General features: G+C 49.9%; 14 protein-coding genes. 12 read left to right on the forward strand and 2 right to left on the reverse strand.

All coding sequences use genetic code 11. The annotated features are described in order from the left end of the window. Window positions 1-17 precede the first annotated feature (17 nt). The 5 genes from AC0YNX_RS29195 (at window position 18) to AC0YNX_RS29215 (ending at window position 5,120) form a co-directional block, all read left to right on the forward strand. A complete protein-coding gene (locus tag AC0YNX_RS29195; RefSeq protein ID WP_475819221.1) occupies window positions 18-1,775 on the forward strand; it encodes a sensor histidine kinase in 1,758 nt (585 codons plus the stop codon). 173 nt (window positions 1,776-1,948) lie between these two features. Continuing rightward, the gene (locus AC0YNX_RS29200) at window positions 1,949-3,304 is read left to right on the forward strand and encodes an ABC transporter substrate-binding protein (protein ID WP_475819222.1); all 1,356 of its coding nucleotides are present in this window, start codon (window positions 1,949-1,951) and stop codon (window positions 3,302-3,304) included. Then, window positions 3,304-3,432 (forward strand): hypothetical protein, encoded by a 129-nt coding sequence (locus tag AC0YNX_RS29205; RefSeq protein ID WP_475819223.1) that lies wholly within the window; start codon window positions 3,304-3,306, stop codon window positions 3,430-3,432. Before AC0YNX_RS29200 ends, AC0YNX_RS29205 begins: the two co-directional genes overlap by 1 nt. Then, window positions 3,410-4,303, forward strand: coding sequence for a carbohydrate ABC transporter permease (locus tag AC0YNX_RS29210; RefSeq protein WP_475819224.1), 894 nt, complete (start codon window positions 3,410-3,412; stop codon window positions 4,301-4,303). Before AC0YNX_RS29205 ends, AC0YNX_RS29210 begins: the two co-directional genes overlap by 23 nt. Further along, entirely contained in the window at window positions 4,296-5,120 is an 825-nt protein-coding gene (locus AC0YNX_RS29215) for a carbohydrate ABC transporter permease (protein ID WP_475819225.1), read from the forward strand. The genes AC0YNX_RS29210 and AC0YNX_RS29215 overlap by 8 nt, the downstream gene beginning before the upstream one ends. Before the next feature lie 60 nt (window positions 5,121-5,180). Here AC0YNX_RS29215 and AC0YNX_RS29220 read toward each other — a convergent pair whose 3' ends face one another. Then, window positions 5,181-5,657 (reverse strand): GyrI-like domain-containing protein, encoded by a 477-nt coding sequence (locus AC0YNX_RS29220; RefSeq protein WP_475819226.1) that lies wholly within the window; start codon window positions 5,655-5,657, stop codon window positions 5,181-5,183. Between the two features lie 26 nt (window positions 5,658-5,683). After that, a complete protein-coding gene (locus AC0YNX_RS29225; protein WP_475819227.1) occupies window positions 5,684-6,163 on the reverse strand; it encodes a hypothetical protein in 480 nt (159 codons plus the stop codon). A 108-nt stretch (window positions 6,164-6,271) separates the two neighbouring features. Between AC0YNX_RS29225 and AC0YNX_RS29230 the strand changes: the two genes are divergently transcribed. The 7 genes from AC0YNX_RS29230 to AC0YNX_RS29260 all read left to right on the forward strand — a co-directional run bounded on the left by AC0YNX_RS29230 (window position 6,272) and on the right by AC0YNX_RS29260 (window position 16,634). Beyond that, window positions 6,272-7,243 (forward strand): helix-turn-helix transcriptional regulator, encoded by a 972-nt coding sequence (locus tag AC0YNX_RS29230; protein ID WP_475819228.1) that lies wholly within the window; start codon window positions 6,272-6,274, stop codon window positions 7,241-7,243. Window positions 7,244-7,306: 63 nt separating this feature from the next. After that, window positions 7,307-8,443, forward strand: a complete 1,137-nt coding sequence (locus AC0YNX_RS29235) for a cytochrome P450 (RefSeq protein WP_475819229.1) — start codon at window positions 7,307-7,309, stop codon at window positions 8,441-8,443. Between the two features lie 16 nt (window positions 8,444-8,459). Continuing rightward, entirely contained in the window at window positions 8,460-9,023 is a 564-nt protein-coding gene (locus AC0YNX_RS29240) for a TetR/AcrR family transcriptional regulator (protein ID WP_475819230.1), read from the forward strand. A gap of 191 nt (window positions 9,024-9,214) precedes the next feature. Beyond that, entirely contained in the window at window positions 9,215-10,186 is a 972-nt protein-coding gene (locus AC0YNX_RS29245) for a Gfo/Idh/MocA family protein (RefSeq protein ID WP_475819231.1), read from the forward strand. Window positions 10,187-10,315: 129 nt separating this feature from the next. Next, on the forward strand, window positions 10,316-13,081 hold the full coding sequence (locus tag AC0YNX_RS29250) for an endo-beta-N-acetylglucosaminidase (protein ID WP_475819232.1): 2,766 nt from the start codon (window positions 10,316-10,318) through the stop codon (window positions 13,079-13,081). Window positions 13,082-13,225: 144 nt separating this feature from the next. Then, on the forward strand, window positions 13,226-14,992 hold the full coding sequence (locus AC0YNX_RS29255; RefSeq protein ID WP_475819233.1) for a sensor histidine kinase: 1,767 nt from the start codon (window positions 13,226-13,228) through the stop codon (window positions 14,990-14,992). Beyond that, window positions 14,985-16,634, forward strand: a complete 1,650-nt coding sequence (locus AC0YNX_RS29260; RefSeq protein WP_475819234.1) for a response regulator transcription factor — start codon at window positions 14,985-14,987, stop codon at window positions 16,632-16,634. The genes AC0YNX_RS29255 and AC0YNX_RS29260 overlap by 8 nt, the downstream gene beginning before the upstream one ends. Window positions 16,635-16,685: the final 51 nt, after the last annotated feature.

The following is a 16,685-nucleotide window of genomic DNA, read 5'->3' on the forward strand; positions in this document are numbered from 1 at the left end:
TGGAGAATGTGAAAGCAATGAAGCCGAGTATAAAAGGGATGAAATTCCATGGCTTGTTCATCAAGATGTTCATCGTTATCGTGGTCAGCATCGTCTCCGTATCTATCCTCATCTCATGGAGTACGATCCGGATCTCGGAGCGCCTGTTCATGGATACGTTCGGCATCACGAACGCCAAGGTCATCACTCAGATCAGGTCTGGATTCGAATCATTTAACGACTCACTATCCACGTCCATTGTCAATATTCAGCAAAGCGGGACTGTGCGGCAGTTTCTTACGGAGGGAGAGGCTGATTCGGCAAGTTTAATGAAGACTTATTACAACATGAGCAAGCAGATCAAACCGAGTAGATCCAACCTTGAAGCTTACAACGTCGATCTCCTGCTGCTTGGGCGCAACGGTCGCACATTCTCCACCAGCCGCAGTGTCTGGGCTGTAACGGATGCGGAGCTAAAGGCGAGTCCGCTGACCGAGCAGGTCTACTCGAATCCGAACAAGCTTCTGTATCATTTCAGCTACGATCGGGCGGATCAAGAGCCGATTATCGTCGTGGCCAAAGCACTGATGGACAGGACGAGCCGAAAGATCTACGGGGCTTTTTACGCCGCCTTTCCCGAGAGCCAGTTGCGCAGCTTCTACAGCAGCTTTACGAGCCGAGGCAACTCAGTGGTTATCCTAAGCAAGACTGGCTTCATCGTCTCCAGCGACATCCCCGCTCTCGTCGGTCGCAATTCGCCCGAGTTACTCCAGCAAGTGCGGGACATTGAGGAGAGGGGGCTTGCTTACAAGGACGTCAAATTCATGGGCAAGAAAGACTTGATTCTCGCGGAGAATCTCTCCTCCGATGACATGTACATCGTTAACTTAATCGACAAGCAATGGGCACTCGGACAGCTCATCGACACGCGGTCGATCATCCTTATCTGTGTTGCGATCGTTGCCGGAGCCTTGATCGTGGTTTTCTTCATCACTCGAAGGATGACAAAGTCGCTGACCCGCTTGGTCAAACAGATCTCAACCATTTCCAAATACGAGTTCCATCATTATGTGAGCGTATCCGGGAGCTACGAGACCCGGCAGCTCGCAACGGCATTTAACTTTATGCTGGACGAGCTTCATGAATACGTGGAAGAACTTGTGCAGACTCAGCAAAAGCAGCGGAGGGCAGAGCTAGACGCCTTGCAGCGCCAAATCAATCCCCACTTCCTGTACAACACGCTCGCTTCGGTGAAGTTCATGGTCAAGCAGGGCAGCCGCGAGAAGGCAGCCGAAACGATCAACGCGCTGATTTCACTGCTGCAGAACGCCATTGGAAACGTCAGCGAAACGGTAACGGTCGAGCAAGAGTTGGAGAATTTGGGACATTACGTCTTCATTAATCAGGTTCGGTACGGCGAACGCATCCGAGTCCAGTACTTCATCTCGCCCGAATGCAGGGATGCCCTGCTACCGAAACTTGTTATCCAGCCATTCATCGAAAATGCCTTCTTCCACGCCTTCAACTCCAAGCCGGAAGGCTACATTTACGTCTCGATTATCCGGGAAGGCCAGTCGCTGGTCTGCGAGGTCGTAGACAACGGTGAAGGCATGGATGCCTCTGGATCCGGCGGCAAGCAGACCACAAACAAGCGGCAGTTGTTCACGGGAATCGGCGTAAAGAATGTCCATGACCGGTTGATTCTGCTCTATGGGGAGCCTTATGGAATTACGATTGACAGCAGGATAGGGGAAGGCACTCGAATCACGATTCGGATTCCTTTTCAGAAAGTATAACTTCAGTCCTAAATTCAAAAAAAAGTCCAAATGAAAGGGCTGTCATTTGCAAGGAGGCAACGATTGTACCAGTTGAAGCAAATAATGTGCTACCTCTCTCAAAAACGAAAGTGCTACGATGATGTCAAAGCGGAAAACGCTTACAAAATGCATCGAATGGGGGGTAATACACGATGAAAAAGATGATCATGCTATTGGCTGTCGCTATGCTTCTGGTATTAAGCGCATGCGCTTCCAATGGAAATTCTTCAAACGGATCCACTTCATCAAACGAATCCAATTCATCAAACACATCGAACGCCAATACGAGTGAGCCGGCTCAAGGCGGGACGGACGATTCGCAGGAAATCACAATTTGGGCGTGGGACAAGAATTTTAACATCAAAGCGCTGAACTTCGCCAAGGACTTGTACATGAAGGACCATCCTAACGCGAAATTCAACATCGTGGAGAATGCACAAGCCGACATCGTGCAGAAGCTGAACACTGGCTTCGGCTCTGGCTCCACGAAAGGCCTTCCGAATATCGTCCTAATTGAAGATTATCGCGCTCAGAGCTTCTTGCAGGCTTTCCCGGATATGTTCACCGACCTGACGGGCTCTATTAATGGCTCTGAATTCGCACAATACAAAATCGGACCTACGAGCCTTGATGGAAAGAACTACGGCCTTCCGTTCGACTCTGGCGTAACCGGCCTGTTCGTTCGTACGGACTACCTGGAGAAAGCCGGCTATAAAGTAGCCGATTTGCAAAACATCACGTGGGACCAGTACATAGAGATCGGCAAGAAGGTGAAAGCGGCTACGGGCAAAGACATGCTCGGCCTTGATCCGAACGATCTCGGTATCATTCGTACCATGATTCAGACAGCTAGTTCCTGGTACATGGATAAAGACGGCAAGAAGCCTTACCTGGCAGACAATGCCGCGCTTAAGGAAGCGTTCAACGTCTACAAGAGCATGGTAAAAGGCAACATTGTCAAGCCGGTTTCCGACTGGAGCCAATACCTAGCAGCCTTTAACAGCGGCGATGTTGCTTCCGTTCCTACAGGCAACTGGATCAGCGCATCCATCAAGTCGCAAGCCGATCAATCGGGCAAATGGGCAGTCGTACCGATTCCAAGACTCGCTGGTCAGCAAGGTTCCGTCAATGCTTCCAACCTGGGAGGCAGCTCCTGGTATGTCCTGAACGTGCCGGGCAAAGAGGCGGCAGTTGACTTTATGGCTAAGACTTTCGGTTCCAATTCTGACCTCTATCAGAAGTTGATTACGGATATCGGCGCTATCGGCACATACGCTCCGGCTACTTCCGGAGAGGCGTACACCAAAGAGGATCCGTTCTATAACAACCAAAAAGTGCTCACTGACTTCGCGAACTGGACGAACCAAATTCCACGTGTAAACTACGGCGCAAGCACTTACGCAATCGAAGACATTCTGGTTGTGGAGATGCAAAACTTCCTGAACGGCAAGTCGGTTGACGATGTGCTGAAGGATGCTCAACAGCAAGCTGACGCTCAAATTCAATAATGATTGAACCTACCCGGGCGTTCGGCGGCAGGCGGAGTCATTCCGGCCGGCTGCTGGACGCCCTTCCCTTTATTATCAAGCTCATCCGAAAGGAGCTGCTTCGTCATGAATGCGAAGTCCACGGCTAGCATGCAGCGCAAATCACAGGCCATCGGCTGGACATTCATTTCCATCGCCGTCGTGCTAATCTGCGTCTTTTATTTTTATCCGATGATCCAAGCCTTCTTGCTGTCCTTAAAGACGGGCAAAGGGACTAATCTGCATTATGCGGGTTTCGCCAACTATAGACGCCTGTTCGGCGACGTCACGTTCATAGCGGCCGTGAAAAACACGTTCACCTTCCTGATCGTTCAGGTGCCGATCATGATCGTGCTGGCCTTGTTCATATCCGTGCTGCTCAACGACAGAGGGTTGAAGTTCAAGGGCTTTTTCCGTACGGCTATTTTCCTGCCTTGCGTGACTTCCCTGGTTGCTTATTCCGTTATTTTTAAGTACATGTTCGGCCAGGACGGCCTCATCAACACCGCGCTGGTCAACTTGCACTTGATTTCCCAGCCGATTGGCTGGCTGACCGACCCGTTCTGGGCGAAAGTGACGATCATCGTTGCCATTACGTGGCGCTGGACTGGTTACAACATGATTTTCTATCTCTCCGCGCTTCAAAATATCGACAATTCGATCTACGAAGCAGCACGTATTGACGGTGCAAGCCCGTTCCGCCAGTTCTTCGGCATCACCGTACCGCTGTTGAAGCCCATTATTCTATTCACCTCGATCACGTCCACCATCGGCACGCTTCAATTGTTCGATGAGGTTATCAATATTACCAAAGGCGGTCCCGGCAACGCGACCACATCCATCTCGCAGTACATTTACAATTTGTCATTCAAATACACGCCGAACTTCGGCTATGCGGCCACCGTATCCTACTCCGTCGTGTTACTGATCGTCCTGTTCTCCTTTATCCAGTTCAAATTGGCAGGTGATCGCAATGGTTAAAACGAAAAAAATGTTCTCTTACCTATTTTTGATGGTCGCCACCATCGTATCAGTCTTTCCGTTCTTGTGGATGATCGTTAGCGCAACCAACAAATCGGTCGACGTCACGCAAGGCCGCTTGTTCCCTGGCAGCCATCTGCTGGTCAACTTACGCAATTTGTTCAACCAGTACGATGTCATGACCGCGCTTGGCAATTCCGCAAAGATCTCGGTGTCAACCACAGTCCTGGCACTTCTCATCGGCTCCTTGGCCGGGTACGGCTTCGAAGTGTACCGCAGCAAGGCAAAAGACGTCGTATTCAACATCCTGCTGCTATCGATGATGATTCCGTTCGCATCGCTGATGGTCCCGCTGTACCGGATGTTCGCGGATATCTCCAAGACATTCCCGTTCATAGGCATCAATACGGCAAGCGCTGTCGTGTTGCCGACGATGACGACCGCGTTCCTGATTTTCTTCTTCCGGCAAAGCACGAAAATGTTCCCTAAGGATCTGCTAGAAGCGGGGCGCATCGATGGTGTCAGCGAGTGGGGACTCTTTATTCGTATCTACGTCCCTACGATGAAGACGACTTACGCGGCTGCGGCGATCATCACGTTCATGTCCAGTTGGAACAACTATCTCTGGCCGCTCATTGTGCTCCAATCGGAGGATACCCGCACGATTCCGCTGCTTATCTCCAATCTCGGAGCGGGTTATACGCCGGATTACGGCATCATTATGACCGCGATCGTCATCGGTACGCTCCCGACCGCGCTCGTATTCTTCCTCATGCAGAAGTATTTCGTCGCAGGCATGACGGGAGCGGTCAAATAATTGCCGCAAGAGATCATACAAAAAAGAGCAGAAGAGAACTTCTGCTCTTTTTGTATCCTCTTATCTCTTAACCACAGGAACCCAAAACTCCCCGTAGAACGTGCCGTCGCCGTTATCCTTGCGATAAGTCGCATTGGGACCGCCGATGTAAGCATAATCCGTAACTTGGGCCAAGACTTCGCCAAAAGCGCGGTAAGTCAGCTGATCAAACAACGTTTCCTTGTCGCCATTTCCTGCGACCACGATGTACTCGCTCTCTGGAAACTCGATGATGCGCGTGGCGTCAGTCACGGATTTGCCAGCTTCTACTGCGAAATAATTCCACGGTTTTCCTTGATAAACCTCATTGACGGACCACTCGCGATCATCTTTTGCCGCGTTCTTGAGCTTATTGAAACGACCGTCAGCCCGAAGTCTGCCCCAGAACTCGGTCTTTTCCTTCTGCATAGCCGGCATGTCTTGAAAATTCGATTGGATGGAGAAACCATAAGCGGTCAGCGTGAATGACTTCTTGTGTTCAAGTGTGTACTCTGCCATGTGAGTGCTGCTCCTTTATCGCGAGATTAGCCTTCGACTTTCTTAACGCGAAGCCACATTTCTCCGTAGAATTGACCGTTCTCATCTGCTTTGACGAATGTTGCGTTGCCAGGACCAACGTAGTTGTACCCTGTGATTTCTTGCAGTAATCCGCCGAAAACTTTGCCTGTAATTTCGTCAGCAAGGCGGTCTTTGTCAGCGCCTGTGCCAGGCACGACAAGGTAGTCGCCAGCGAGGAAATCGAGAACGACCGCGCCTTCCACGTCGAACTCGCCCATCACGCCGAAACCACGCCAAGGCTTGCGGTCGAGGTTGTAGTTGATTTGATATTCTTGCCCGTCAGCGAGCGCGAGAAGTTCGGCAAGCTTGCCGTTTTCCGTGATTTCAGCTTTTTTCGCTGCCGTTTTTGCCGCATTGCCCGCCCAGTCGTTGAAGTCTTCGAATATAACACCAAATGCAGTCATTTTGTAATTTTCTGAGATGGTTTGGATGGAGTAGTTAGTCATATTATTCTCTCCTTTGAAATGATTTATCTTCTACAAGACTGATTCTATTTCCTGAATGTATCATAAATTGATACCTTTATTTTGCTACATTTTTGATACAATAAAATCATGAAGAAAACAGAACGAGTGAACCTGATCATGCGCTACATTAATAACCGTGCGCATTTTACGATTGCTGAGATTCAGCGGGAGTTCAAGATCTCCCGTGCGACGGCAATACGAGACATTAACGAGATTCAAGCGATGGGTTTCCCGCTCACGACCGAGCTTGGGCGAGGTGGCGGGTACTATGTGCTGCAGAATCAGTATCTGCCCGCGGCCCGCTTCACTCCGGATGAGCTGAAGGCGATCTTTATCAGCTTCATCGCTTCGAAAAATTCGCAGCTGCCTTATCTGCAGAATCGCCGCTCCATCACTGAGAAACTCATCGGCATCGCATCGCAAACTCAGCAAGACGAGCTCATCGAGCTGAATAATATCCTGTTATTTGAGAACACGAATCCGGCGAATCCGAATCTTCTAGAGCTCGATGACGCAGCGCCTCCGGAGCTGAATCAACTCATTTCACTCGCTGTGCGGGATAAGCATTTGCGCGTGACTTATGAGCTGAGTCTGGGCTGGCCGCAGTTGCTCGACGTTTATTTGCTGCATATCTTTAACTCGAACGCGCAGTGGCTTGTCGAGGTGTATGATTTGGATACGGATGAGTTTCGCTATTTGCCTGTTGATATGTTGCGGGATTCGGCTATTTCCGAGCAGGAGATGAAGCTGTCGGAGCAAGAGATTCTAAGCAAAAAGCTGCTTCGTGCACGGGAGTCCAACCTTGTTGTGAAGCTTGATGCAACGGGGATTCAGCGCTTTAAGCGCATGCACCCGCCGGGGATCATTCTATCCTTTACCGGGATGTTTCAGTCGAGCGGGATATTCAGTGTTCAGCTGGATGTGACCGATGATGAGGCGCTGGAGTATTATGCGGATTGGCTGTTATTTCTGGGGCGAGGTGTCCGGTTTGACCGGATTCCGGATGAACTGCGCATGATCTTGGAAGAGCGATTAGCAGAGTGGAATGCACAGCATTGACAATAGCTAGTAACCGATCCATAATTGAACTGACTAGTCAGTTCAATTCATGGGAGGTTGTTTATGATGAAGTGGGCGAGCCAATATGATTTGCTTCCTCTAGAGCGGTACCAACAACAGCGTGCGGCAGGTGCGGCGTTGTTCGACTCGGATAACGGTTCATGGTCGGTCTATACGCATGATAGCGTCAAGCGCATTCTTGCCGATTTCGAGCATTTCTCTTCTCAGATGCAAGAGAATCCATCGGAAGAAGAACCGATCGAGGGCAGCATTTTGCGGCGAGATCCGCCTAAGCATAAGCAGATGAGATCCCTCATTGCGAAAGCCTTTTCTGCGAAGGTCATAGCGTCAATGGAACCTCGAATCCGGAAGATTGCGGAGGAACTGCTTGAACGGGCTGCCGACGCTTGCGTATTTGAAGTCGTCAGTGATTTTGCAAGTCCGCTGCCGGTAATCGTGATTGCGGAAATGCTGGGCATTCCTCCGGAAGATCGAGTTCTGTTCAAGAGGTGGTCCGACGACCTCGTTGGAAAAGACTATTCACGTTATTTGCAATGCCAGAAGGAAATGACGGATTACTTCCGAATCCAGATCGAAGCGCGGCGCGTGCAGCCTCAGGATGACCTGATCACTGCGCTCGTGCAATCCTGCATGGCCGATGAGAACGGGCTTAGCGAGCTGGAAGTGATCGGCATGTGCATCTTGCTGCTCGTAGCTGGGAACGAAACGACGACCAATCTCATCTCGTCGATGATCATGTGCCTTGAGAGCAGCCCGGGAACATACAGCGAGCTTCGGCTGGATCGTGCGTTAATTCCCGGCACGGTAGAGGAAACGCTCCGTTTCTGCTCGCCGGTGCAGATTATGGAACGCAGGGTGAAGGCCGATATAGATTGGAACGGGCATTTAATGAAAGAAGGGCAAAGGGTTTACACTTTCATTGGAGCATCAAACCATGACGAGAGCGTATTCGAGAGCCCGGAGAAGTTCGACATTAGGCGGAGCCCGAACCCGCATCTGGCTTTCGGTCAAGGCATTCATTTCTGCCTGGGGGCGATGCTGGCTCGGCTTGAAGCCAAGGTAGCCCTTAACGTCATCGCTGATCGGATCGAACGGCTGCAGCGTGAAGGCGACGAACCGCTCGAAAGGCTGGAAAGCGATATGATGTTTGGCATTAAACAACTGAGGATTCAGATATGAATGGAGGCTAACGCCTATGAGCAGAGCCAAAATATTGGACGCGGCGGCCCGAATGTTCTCGCGCAGCGGCTATCACCGCTCGAGCATGGACGATATCGCGCTGGAAGCGGGCGTTGCCAAGGGAACGCTGTATTATCACTTTCCGAGCAAGGCGCAGATGTTCCAGGCGCTGATCACGGAAGGATTACAAATGATTACCGATACGATCAAGACGGAAATCAACAAGGATCGTTCGCTTCAAGAGCAGATTGAGCTGGTCATTCGGCTTAACGTCGATCTTTTCTTGGAATACAGCGAATTGGCGCATATCTTCTTCAACGAGATCACGAACGGCATCGAGGAAGAGGCGCTAATCGCCGTACGGAATGAACGCGACGCGTACATTCAATTTATTGCCGATATTCTTGTAGAAGCCGGCATGGCAGAGGAAGACGGACGAATGGCAGCGTCCGGCGTTCTAACGATGCTGAACGGCTTGTGCAGCTATTATTTGCGGCACCCTAGCGAAGCGCAACGCGAGCAGATCAACCGACTCCTGTATGCTGCGGTGACGACAGGATTACTGAAAGAGTCGGAGTGAACGTATCGACGTCGTCTGTTTGAACAGGTATCATAGTCGAAGTGAATCACCGCCTGCATGATCTTACATGATTCGGTTGCTCTGTGCTCTGCGCAGGGCAACCTTTTTTCTATTAAATTGCCTTGACATCCTTCGGCTCGCAGGTAAACATTGGAGAAGGAAGAAACTACGAGCATAAGGTGGAATATAGAGTGACTCTTCGAATTGGGATAGCGGGTACGGGCTGGTTTGGACGGATGCATGCGGAGAAGCTTGCTGCGATGGAGGGTGTCAGCGTTGGCGCTTTCTGTGGGACAAGTCTCGAGAAGGCAGAGATGGCGGCAAGGCCATATCGCGATGCACGCGGTTATGAATCCATTGAAGCGATGCTGGAAGATCGCAAGCTGGATGCGGTATATATCTGTACGCCTCCATTCGCGCATGGCGAGATTGAGTTAGCGCTTGTGGAGCGGGGCATTCCTTTCTTAGTCGAGAAGCCGATTGGCGTTGATGAAGAGACGCCGTCCCGGATCCGGCAGGCAATTGCAGATAAAAGACTTATTACATCGGTTGGTTATCACTTCCGTTATATGGACAGCACCGATATAGCGAAGGAGCTTCTTGCGGGCCGAACGCCGCTCATGGCTTTGGGGCAATGGATGGGCTCGATGCCCGGCGTGTACTGGTGGCGTAAGATGGAGACCTCTGGCGGGCAATTCGCAGAACAAACGACACATATCGTTGACCTGATGCGTTACTTGCTCGGCGAAGTGAATGAAGTGTATGCGGCGTATGGCAGCAGACATATGACTCATGTAGAAGAAGGCGTGACGGTGCCGGATGTCGGTACGGTAACGATGAAGCTGTTGAGCGGGGCGGTTGCTACCATCAGCAATACATGCGCGATACCGGCGGGAGATTCTGCAGGTTTGCAGATCTATACCAATACAGGCGTGCTGCAAGTTACAGGCGAAAGCCTTGTGGATATTGAGACGGACAAGAAGACTGAATACAAGTCTGCGAACAACCCGTACGAACGGGAGAATGAAGCTTTCCTTCATGCAGTCCGAACAGGTGACATCAGCCGAATTCGATCGACCTACGAGGATGCTTGGGAGACGCATCGCGTGACCATGGCAGCTAACCAATCAGCAAGAACAGGACTGCCTGTTAACCTCAGATAACGTTTGCCTAATGGATCGACGGATTCTGTAAATCGGATAGTTCAAGTGTAATTTGTTCACTAGGAATGCGAACAAGCCCTATGCTATATTCTCACCGAGAAGTAAAAACGAATCGAGGAGGAAATGTAGATGGGCAGCAAGAAAACAAAACTCGTTCCCGCGGCATCCTTGGTTTTATCTGTTCTGGTAGCAGGAACAGTATACGCAGGCGACACGTGGCCATTCACCGGCAGCAGTGCGCCTGGCGTAAACCAGCCGAACATCCACGGATACACCAGCGGGCAAATTCTTAATTGGAGTGCGACAACGGACCCGGATGCAGTGAATCTGCGCTCCAGAGTGCCTCTGCAGTCGCGAAATGCTGCATTCACGGCAACGCAAGCGAACCCGAGCATTGACCCGAACGTGCAAATGAATACGGTTGCGGGTGATTATGGAAACGCATTCATAGACAATGCGGCGTATACAAACAAGTTCGCGCAGTACCATTTCAACTACTGGCAGTACCTCGATTATTATACGTTCTGGCATGGCACGGCGACAGCCTACACGCCTCCGTCCTATTACGATGCGACTGCACAGGCGGATTATACGCAGAAGTGGTTTGAATTCGGGATCTTGAACATTCCGAATCCGACGTACACGGATGCTGCGCATAAGAACGGAGTTAAGTCACTGGCGGGTATTTTCTTCTCCAATAATGATCGAGGACAGCAGACGTATAAGCAGATGATCGTGAAGGATGCGAGCGGTAATTATCCAGTTGCACTGAAGCTCGTGGAGATGGCGCAGTATTTTGGCTATGATGGCTACTTCTTCAATCAAGAGGAACTGTCGCCTAACGTTGCAACCGCGGACATTCCGAATTACAAAGGGTTCCTGAAGACATTGAAGAACGCAGGCCTGTATGTCTTCTGGGACGACTCCTTGAATACAAGTACAGGGGCCAATGCTTTCGCAAGAACATTCAACTCGACAAACGCCTCCATGCTGCATGATAGCTCGCTCGGTCAGATTTCGGACTCGTTCTTCTTTGACTATGGCATGACCAATTCGTTAATTACGAGCGCGAAAAGTTACTTGAATACGATGAATAGCACGTATGGGACAACCTACAACATCTTCAAGCAAGGTTTCGCAGGTATCGAAGCGGGACGCGATCGGTTTACGTCCACCAACGGAACGGCATTAAGCAATAAATCCACCAGCGGTTTGTTGAATGTTAGCCTAGTTACGCTTGGCGCGGATTTCGTACATGCCGGACTTGATGAAGATATGGGTCTTGCTTATCCGAGCAACCGTCGTGCGGACAACTCCTACCAGTGGATGACCAACGTTCGGGAGCAGTTATGGTGGTCGGGTCCTAACATTAATCCGAAGAACACCACGGTCTCGTCAACGAATACCGCATCCGATGTGTACGCCGATAATCGTTATTGGAAGGGAATCTCATCCGTCATTGCGGAGCGTTCCGTTATTAACGGCACTAACTTCTATACGAACTTTAATACGGGCCATGGTCTGAACTATTACGCGAATGGTGCAATCAACAATAGCGATGAGTGGTCCAATATCAGCCTTCAAGATATTCCGCCATCATGGCAATGGTGGCAGGATACAACGGGCAACCGGCTCGTGGTTGACTTTGACTACGGCAGTGAATACAACATCGCGACGACAAGCCGCTTCGATTATCAGCAGATTGGCGGCTACAATGGCGGCAGCTCACTCGTTGTGAACGGTAACTTGAATGCGGAGAACTTCCTTCGCCTCTATAAATCGAATTTGAGCGTGAATGCCAACTCCAAAGCGTCGATTACGTACCGGAAGCCTTCTGCAACCGATGCTTCTACGATGTCGCTTGGACTTGTCTTCGCAGATAACCCAAGTACCGTCGTCAAAGTTGCAGTACCGAGCTCCGGCACGCAGTCCAGCAGCTGGGTTACGCAAGAACTGAACTTAAGCGCCTACGCTGGCAAAACAATTGCAGCATTCGGCCTTGTATTTAATAATGGTACCGGCACGATTACGAATTACCAGATGAATGTGGGCCAATTGCGTATTTACGACGGTTCCGCGGTTACGCCAGCAGCGCCAACAGGCCTTGCGGTCTCCCAGGCTTTCCAGAACTCGGATGAAATGAATATCAAGTGGAATATGAGTACGAACTACAGCCAGGTCAAGCAATATAATGTTTACGTCAATGACGTCTACATGGGCGGCAAATTTGATGATAATTTCTACATTAAGAAGCTCCCTGCGAAATCCGGAACGATTAAGGTTGTGCCTGTAGGCGCGAACGGTCTCGAAGGAACAGCAGCGACGCTTGCCTACAACTTGGGCACTGGCGCCTCAGGCATCAACGTCACTTCCAACGCTAGTGGACAAGTGAATGTAAGCTGGACGAATCCGACAAGCGGTCCCGGCTCCACTACAGTTGCGATCAAATCGGTGAATTGGACGACAACGGCTTCTCCGGTGAACACGCAGACGACCGTTGCTTCCGGAGTAACCACAGCAACGTTTACAGGAATGCCGACCAATGGAGACGATTATATCGTCACACTCACCACAGGAAGCGGCAACCCAGTTACAATCAGCGGTAATTTCATCGATACGACGATTGCTCCGTATGCGGAGGCTTGGTCGTGGAATGGAAATACGCTCAGTCTGCCAATGCCGAATACGAGAGATTGGCGCTACATCTACGTTTACGAGAATGGCGTAGCCAAGTCGTTCGCCACCACGTACAGCAGCGGCAATAAACCGAGAATTATTCGCGGACGCTCGACGAAGGCGAGCTTGAGCTTCACATCGACGGCAGCGAATGTATCCATCGTGATGGAGGACTACGCAGGTAATCTCTCAACTCCTGTGTTCGTTCGCGGTAGCTAAGCGGGCGATGATCTCACGAAATGAGAACGAATTAGGATAGGCTTTGTTCAGATGTACGATGTACGGGATTGCTCCTTAGAGGGCAATCCCGTTATTTATAGCAATCTATAAACTAGGACATAGAAGCGAACAGGAGATTGGGCTATGAAGATTTCATCTGTACTCGGGCGCAGATTCACCATTTTCCCCAAAATCATTATTGCTTTGCTCGTTGTCGTTGTTCCTATGGATATTCTGAATCTCCTGATGAACCAATCCGGAGTAAGGACGGTCCGCCAAGAAATATTGCAATCCAGCGCGTCGAATGTTCACTTTTATTTGAGCTCGCTGGAAACAGAGATGAACCGAATTATGAGACTGGAGCGGGAATATATCAGCAGCGATGACGATTTCCGCAAGGTGGGCGTCATACCTGAATCGATGGATGATTACGAGAGAGGGTTAACGATTCTTCGGATCGAGAACAAGCTGTCGATTCTCAAGAGTTCAAGCCCGTATATTAAGGACATTAAGATTTATTTTCCGAGACTGGGAAGGACGATATGGACGACTACATTCAGCGAGACGATTCCTCGCGATGAGATAGATGCAATAAGGCGCAGTGAAAGAACGTCAACCTCACCGTTCACCTTTATCAACAACAGAATGGTACTGGGAATGGTGTATCCTTCGATAGGCCGTGAAATGTTATTTACGATGGAGGTCGAGTTATCCGTTCCGCTCCTGCGTGAATCGCTTGCCCAAATGTCCAATAAGCAAAACTCAGGCTCCTTGCTTCTCAACGAGTCCGAGCATTGGCATGTGAGCGATAAAGGGCAAGAGACGATCGAATCGGAGATCCGCTCCTTCCTGGCGAAGCAAGGCGATGAGGGAGCGCTCTATGGAAACAAACGAATGAAAATAGGACATCAAATGTATTTGCTCTATTACGAGCGTTCCAAGTCGCTGGGGCTGACCCTTGTTCATTATGTGCCGGAGACGGAAGCGATGGGCGTGCTGAACCAATATCAAACCTGGTATGTCTACATTGTGCTCGCTTCGCTCGTATTTGTGTTTATTTTCTCATATGGGATTTTCCTGCTTATCCATAAGCCAATGCGGCGGTTAATTAATTCATTGTACCAAGTAGGGAAAGGGAATTTGAGCATACGGCTGCATCATCGATTCAATGACGAGTTTCAAGATGTGTACCTTCAGTTCAATACGATGGTTTCTCAAATTCATAAGCTTATCGGGGAGGTTGCGGAACAGCAATCCAGATCGCAGCGGGCGGAGCTCAAGCAGCTGCAATCCCAGATTAATCCGCACTTCTTGTATAACAGCTTGTTTGTCTTACTGTCCTTAATTAAGCAGGAGAACCTTCACAGTGCGGAGAGACTCGTCATTCATATGGGCAATTACTTCCGCTATATTACGCGTAACGGCGAGGATGAGATTGAGCTGGAGAAAGAATTCAGGCATGCCAAAGCTTACGCGGGCATTCAATCCGTCCGGTTTCCGGATATTCAGATTCATTTTGACCCGATTCCCGAGTCTTATCGAGACATTAGAATTCCACGGCTGATTCTTCAGCCTTTAATCGAGAATGCCTATCTTCACGGATTAGAAGAGTTGGACGGCTATGGCGCGCTTCGCATTCAAGTCTTGGAAGGGGAGAACTGGCTTGAAATCAGCGTTGAGGATAATGGCAATGAGCTGACAGAGCTTAAGCTCAATCAGCTTATCTATAAGCTAGAGCAAGCGGGACAATTAGATAAGTCGGAAGAGACGACTGGGATCATTAATGTGCATCGAAGATTGCAGCTTAGATATGGGACAACGTATGGCCTTACGCTGACAGTGGGGCAACTAGGCGGGATGAAGGCAACGTTCAGAATACCATTGATCGCGGAGGTAAGACATCATGGCTAACCTATTGATTGTCGATAACGAGAGAGTCATTGTGGATGGACTTGTTGGCTATTTCATCGATTTGAAGATTGAGGGATTGGAAGTGTACGGAGCGCACTCGGGGAAGGATGCCATCGAGCTGCTGGAGAGAGGGAAGTTCGACGTCGTGCTCTCTGATATTCGGATGCCGGGCATGAGCGGACTCGAATTGCAAGAGGAAGTGGTACGGCGATGGCCGCGGTGCAAGCTGATCTTCCTATCCGGGTATGATGAATTTGAGCTCGTCCAGCAAGCGATTCGGGGCGGAGCACGCAATTATATTCTAAAAACAGAAGGCTATGAGGTTGTTGCCGAAGCCGTACGTACCGCTCTGAACGAGCAGCTCGAATCCGCACGGTTCGAGGAGTTGCTCGCAGAGTCAAGGCAGCAGCTGACTGCGTCTCTGCCCCTCATGAGAAAAGAGCTGATGCAAGGCATCTTGTTAGGCGATCCGCTGTCTGAAGAGTATCTGTCCAAGCAGTTCACGCAGCTTCAATTTCCGTTAAACGATAAGGAGCAATCGCTGCTAGTCGTTGGACGTATCGACAACTGGAGGGGAATATCCACTCCATCAGATCGGGCGCTTGTGACGTATTCCATCCAGAATGTTGCCGATGAATATTTTAAACCTTTCGTTCGTCAGTACTCCTGTGTCTATGAAGGCTCACGAGTGATATGGGTGATTCAGCCCTTCAACCATTCCAGCGAAATGGATCGCGCAGAATTTCAGAAGCGATGCATGCTGTTCGTCCAGCATTCCACCCAAGATATTCAATCCGCATGCCGGGAATTGCTCAATATTAAGCTATCCTTCGCGGTTGGAAGCTCGTTCCTCTCGTGGAATCAGCTTCAAGAGCAGTTTGAAGCATTGAAGCTATTGCTCAATATGGGACTTGGCACATATGAAGAAGCGATTCTGCTCCATAATCCGGAGCGTGAAGATGCCGATATAATGAATATGGAAGATTCCGCCCAGACGATATCGTATAGGATTCAGAAACTGCAAAACTATCTGGAGGTCGGTGAGAAAACAGACTTCTTCGGTTTATTGGCTAACTTGTTATTGTTCCCTGCGCAGCACGGTGAGGTAGAATCCAAGCTGGAAATTGCTTTATCGCTTGGAGGCGTGTTTCTATCCGCCATTAATAAGTGGCGCTTGCATCAAGAAGTCGGCAAAAAGATCAATCTGGACCTGCTGTATCGGCTGGACATGGGACGCGAATGGAAGGAGTATGTGGATTTCTTCAACAAATTGGGTGAAGCGTTATTCGCGCTTCGTGTGTCCAAGAGGGTCGATCAGGAGAACGATGTGGTCGAGAAGATACAGTCCTATGTTCACGCTCATCTGGCCGATGACTTGTCGATGACCAGGCTTGGTTCCGTGTTTGGACATCATCCCTACTATCTATCGCGCATGTATAAACAAATTACGAGAGAAGGACTGCTCGAATATATTACGGATGCCCGTATGGAGAAAGCCAAACAGCTGCTTCGCGAGAGCGAGCTGAAGATCCACGAGATTGCGAGAGCGGTAGGCTTCGTGTCGGAAGGGTATTTCTATCGTTACTTTAAGAGGGCGTTCGGGCTAACGCCAAGCGAATATCGCGAATTGCCTAAACGTTAAATAAGTCAGTGAAAGTGCAATTCCTTCAGTAGAGGGCAAAGAAATTGCTAT

The sequence above is a fragment of the Paenibacillus sp. J31R98 genome (genome assembly GCF_056269245.1).

Coding starts and splice junctions, on each gene's coding strand:
- AC0YNX_RS29195 (WP_475819221.1), top strand. CDS start 18: ATGAAGCCGAGTATAAAAGGGATGAAATTCCATGGCTTGTTCATCAAG.
- AC0YNX_RS29200 (WP_475819222.1), top strand. CDS start 1,949: ATGAAAAAGATGATCATGCTATTGGCTGTCGCTATGCTTCTGGTATTA.
- AC0YNX_RS29205 (WP_475819223.1), top strand. CDS start 3,304: ATGATTGAACCTACCCGGGCGTTCGGCGGCAGGCGGAGTCATTCCGGC.
- AC0YNX_RS29210 (WP_475819224.1), top strand. CDS start 3,410: ATGAATGCGAAGTCCACGGCTAGCATGCAGCGCAAATCACAGGCCATC.
- AC0YNX_RS29215 (WP_475819225.1), top strand. CDS start 4,296: ATGGTTAAAACGAAAAAAATGTTCTCTTACCTATTTTTGATGGTCGCC.
- AC0YNX_RS29220 (WP_475819226.1), bottom strand. CDS start 5,657: ATGGCAGAGTACACACTTGAACACAAGAAGTCATTCACGCTGACCGCT.
- AC0YNX_RS29225 (WP_475819227.1), bottom strand. CDS start 6,163: ATGACTAACTACTCCATCCAAACCATCTCAGAAAATTACAAAATGACT.
- AC0YNX_RS29230 (WP_475819228.1), top strand. CDS start 6,272: ATGAAGAAAACAGAACGAGTGAACCTGATCATGCGCTACATTAATAAC.
- AC0YNX_RS29235 (WP_475819229.1), top strand. CDS start 7,307: ATGATGAAGTGGGCGAGCCAATATGATTTGCTTCCTCTAGAGCGGTAC.
- AC0YNX_RS29240 (WP_475819230.1), top strand. CDS start 8,460: ATGAGCAGAGCCAAAATATTGGACGCGGCGGCCCGAATGTTCTCGCGC.
- AC0YNX_RS29250 (WP_475819232.1), top strand. CDS start 10,316: ATGGGCAGCAAGAAAACAAAACTCGTTCCCGCGGCATCCTTGGTTTTA.
- AC0YNX_RS29255 (WP_475819233.1), top strand. CDS start 13,226: ATGAAGATTTCATCTGTACTCGGGCGCAGATTCACCATTTTCCCCAAA.
- AC0YNX_RS29260 (WP_475819234.1), top strand. CDS start 14,985: ATGGCTAACCTATTGATTGTCGATAACGAGAGAGTCATTGTGGATGGA.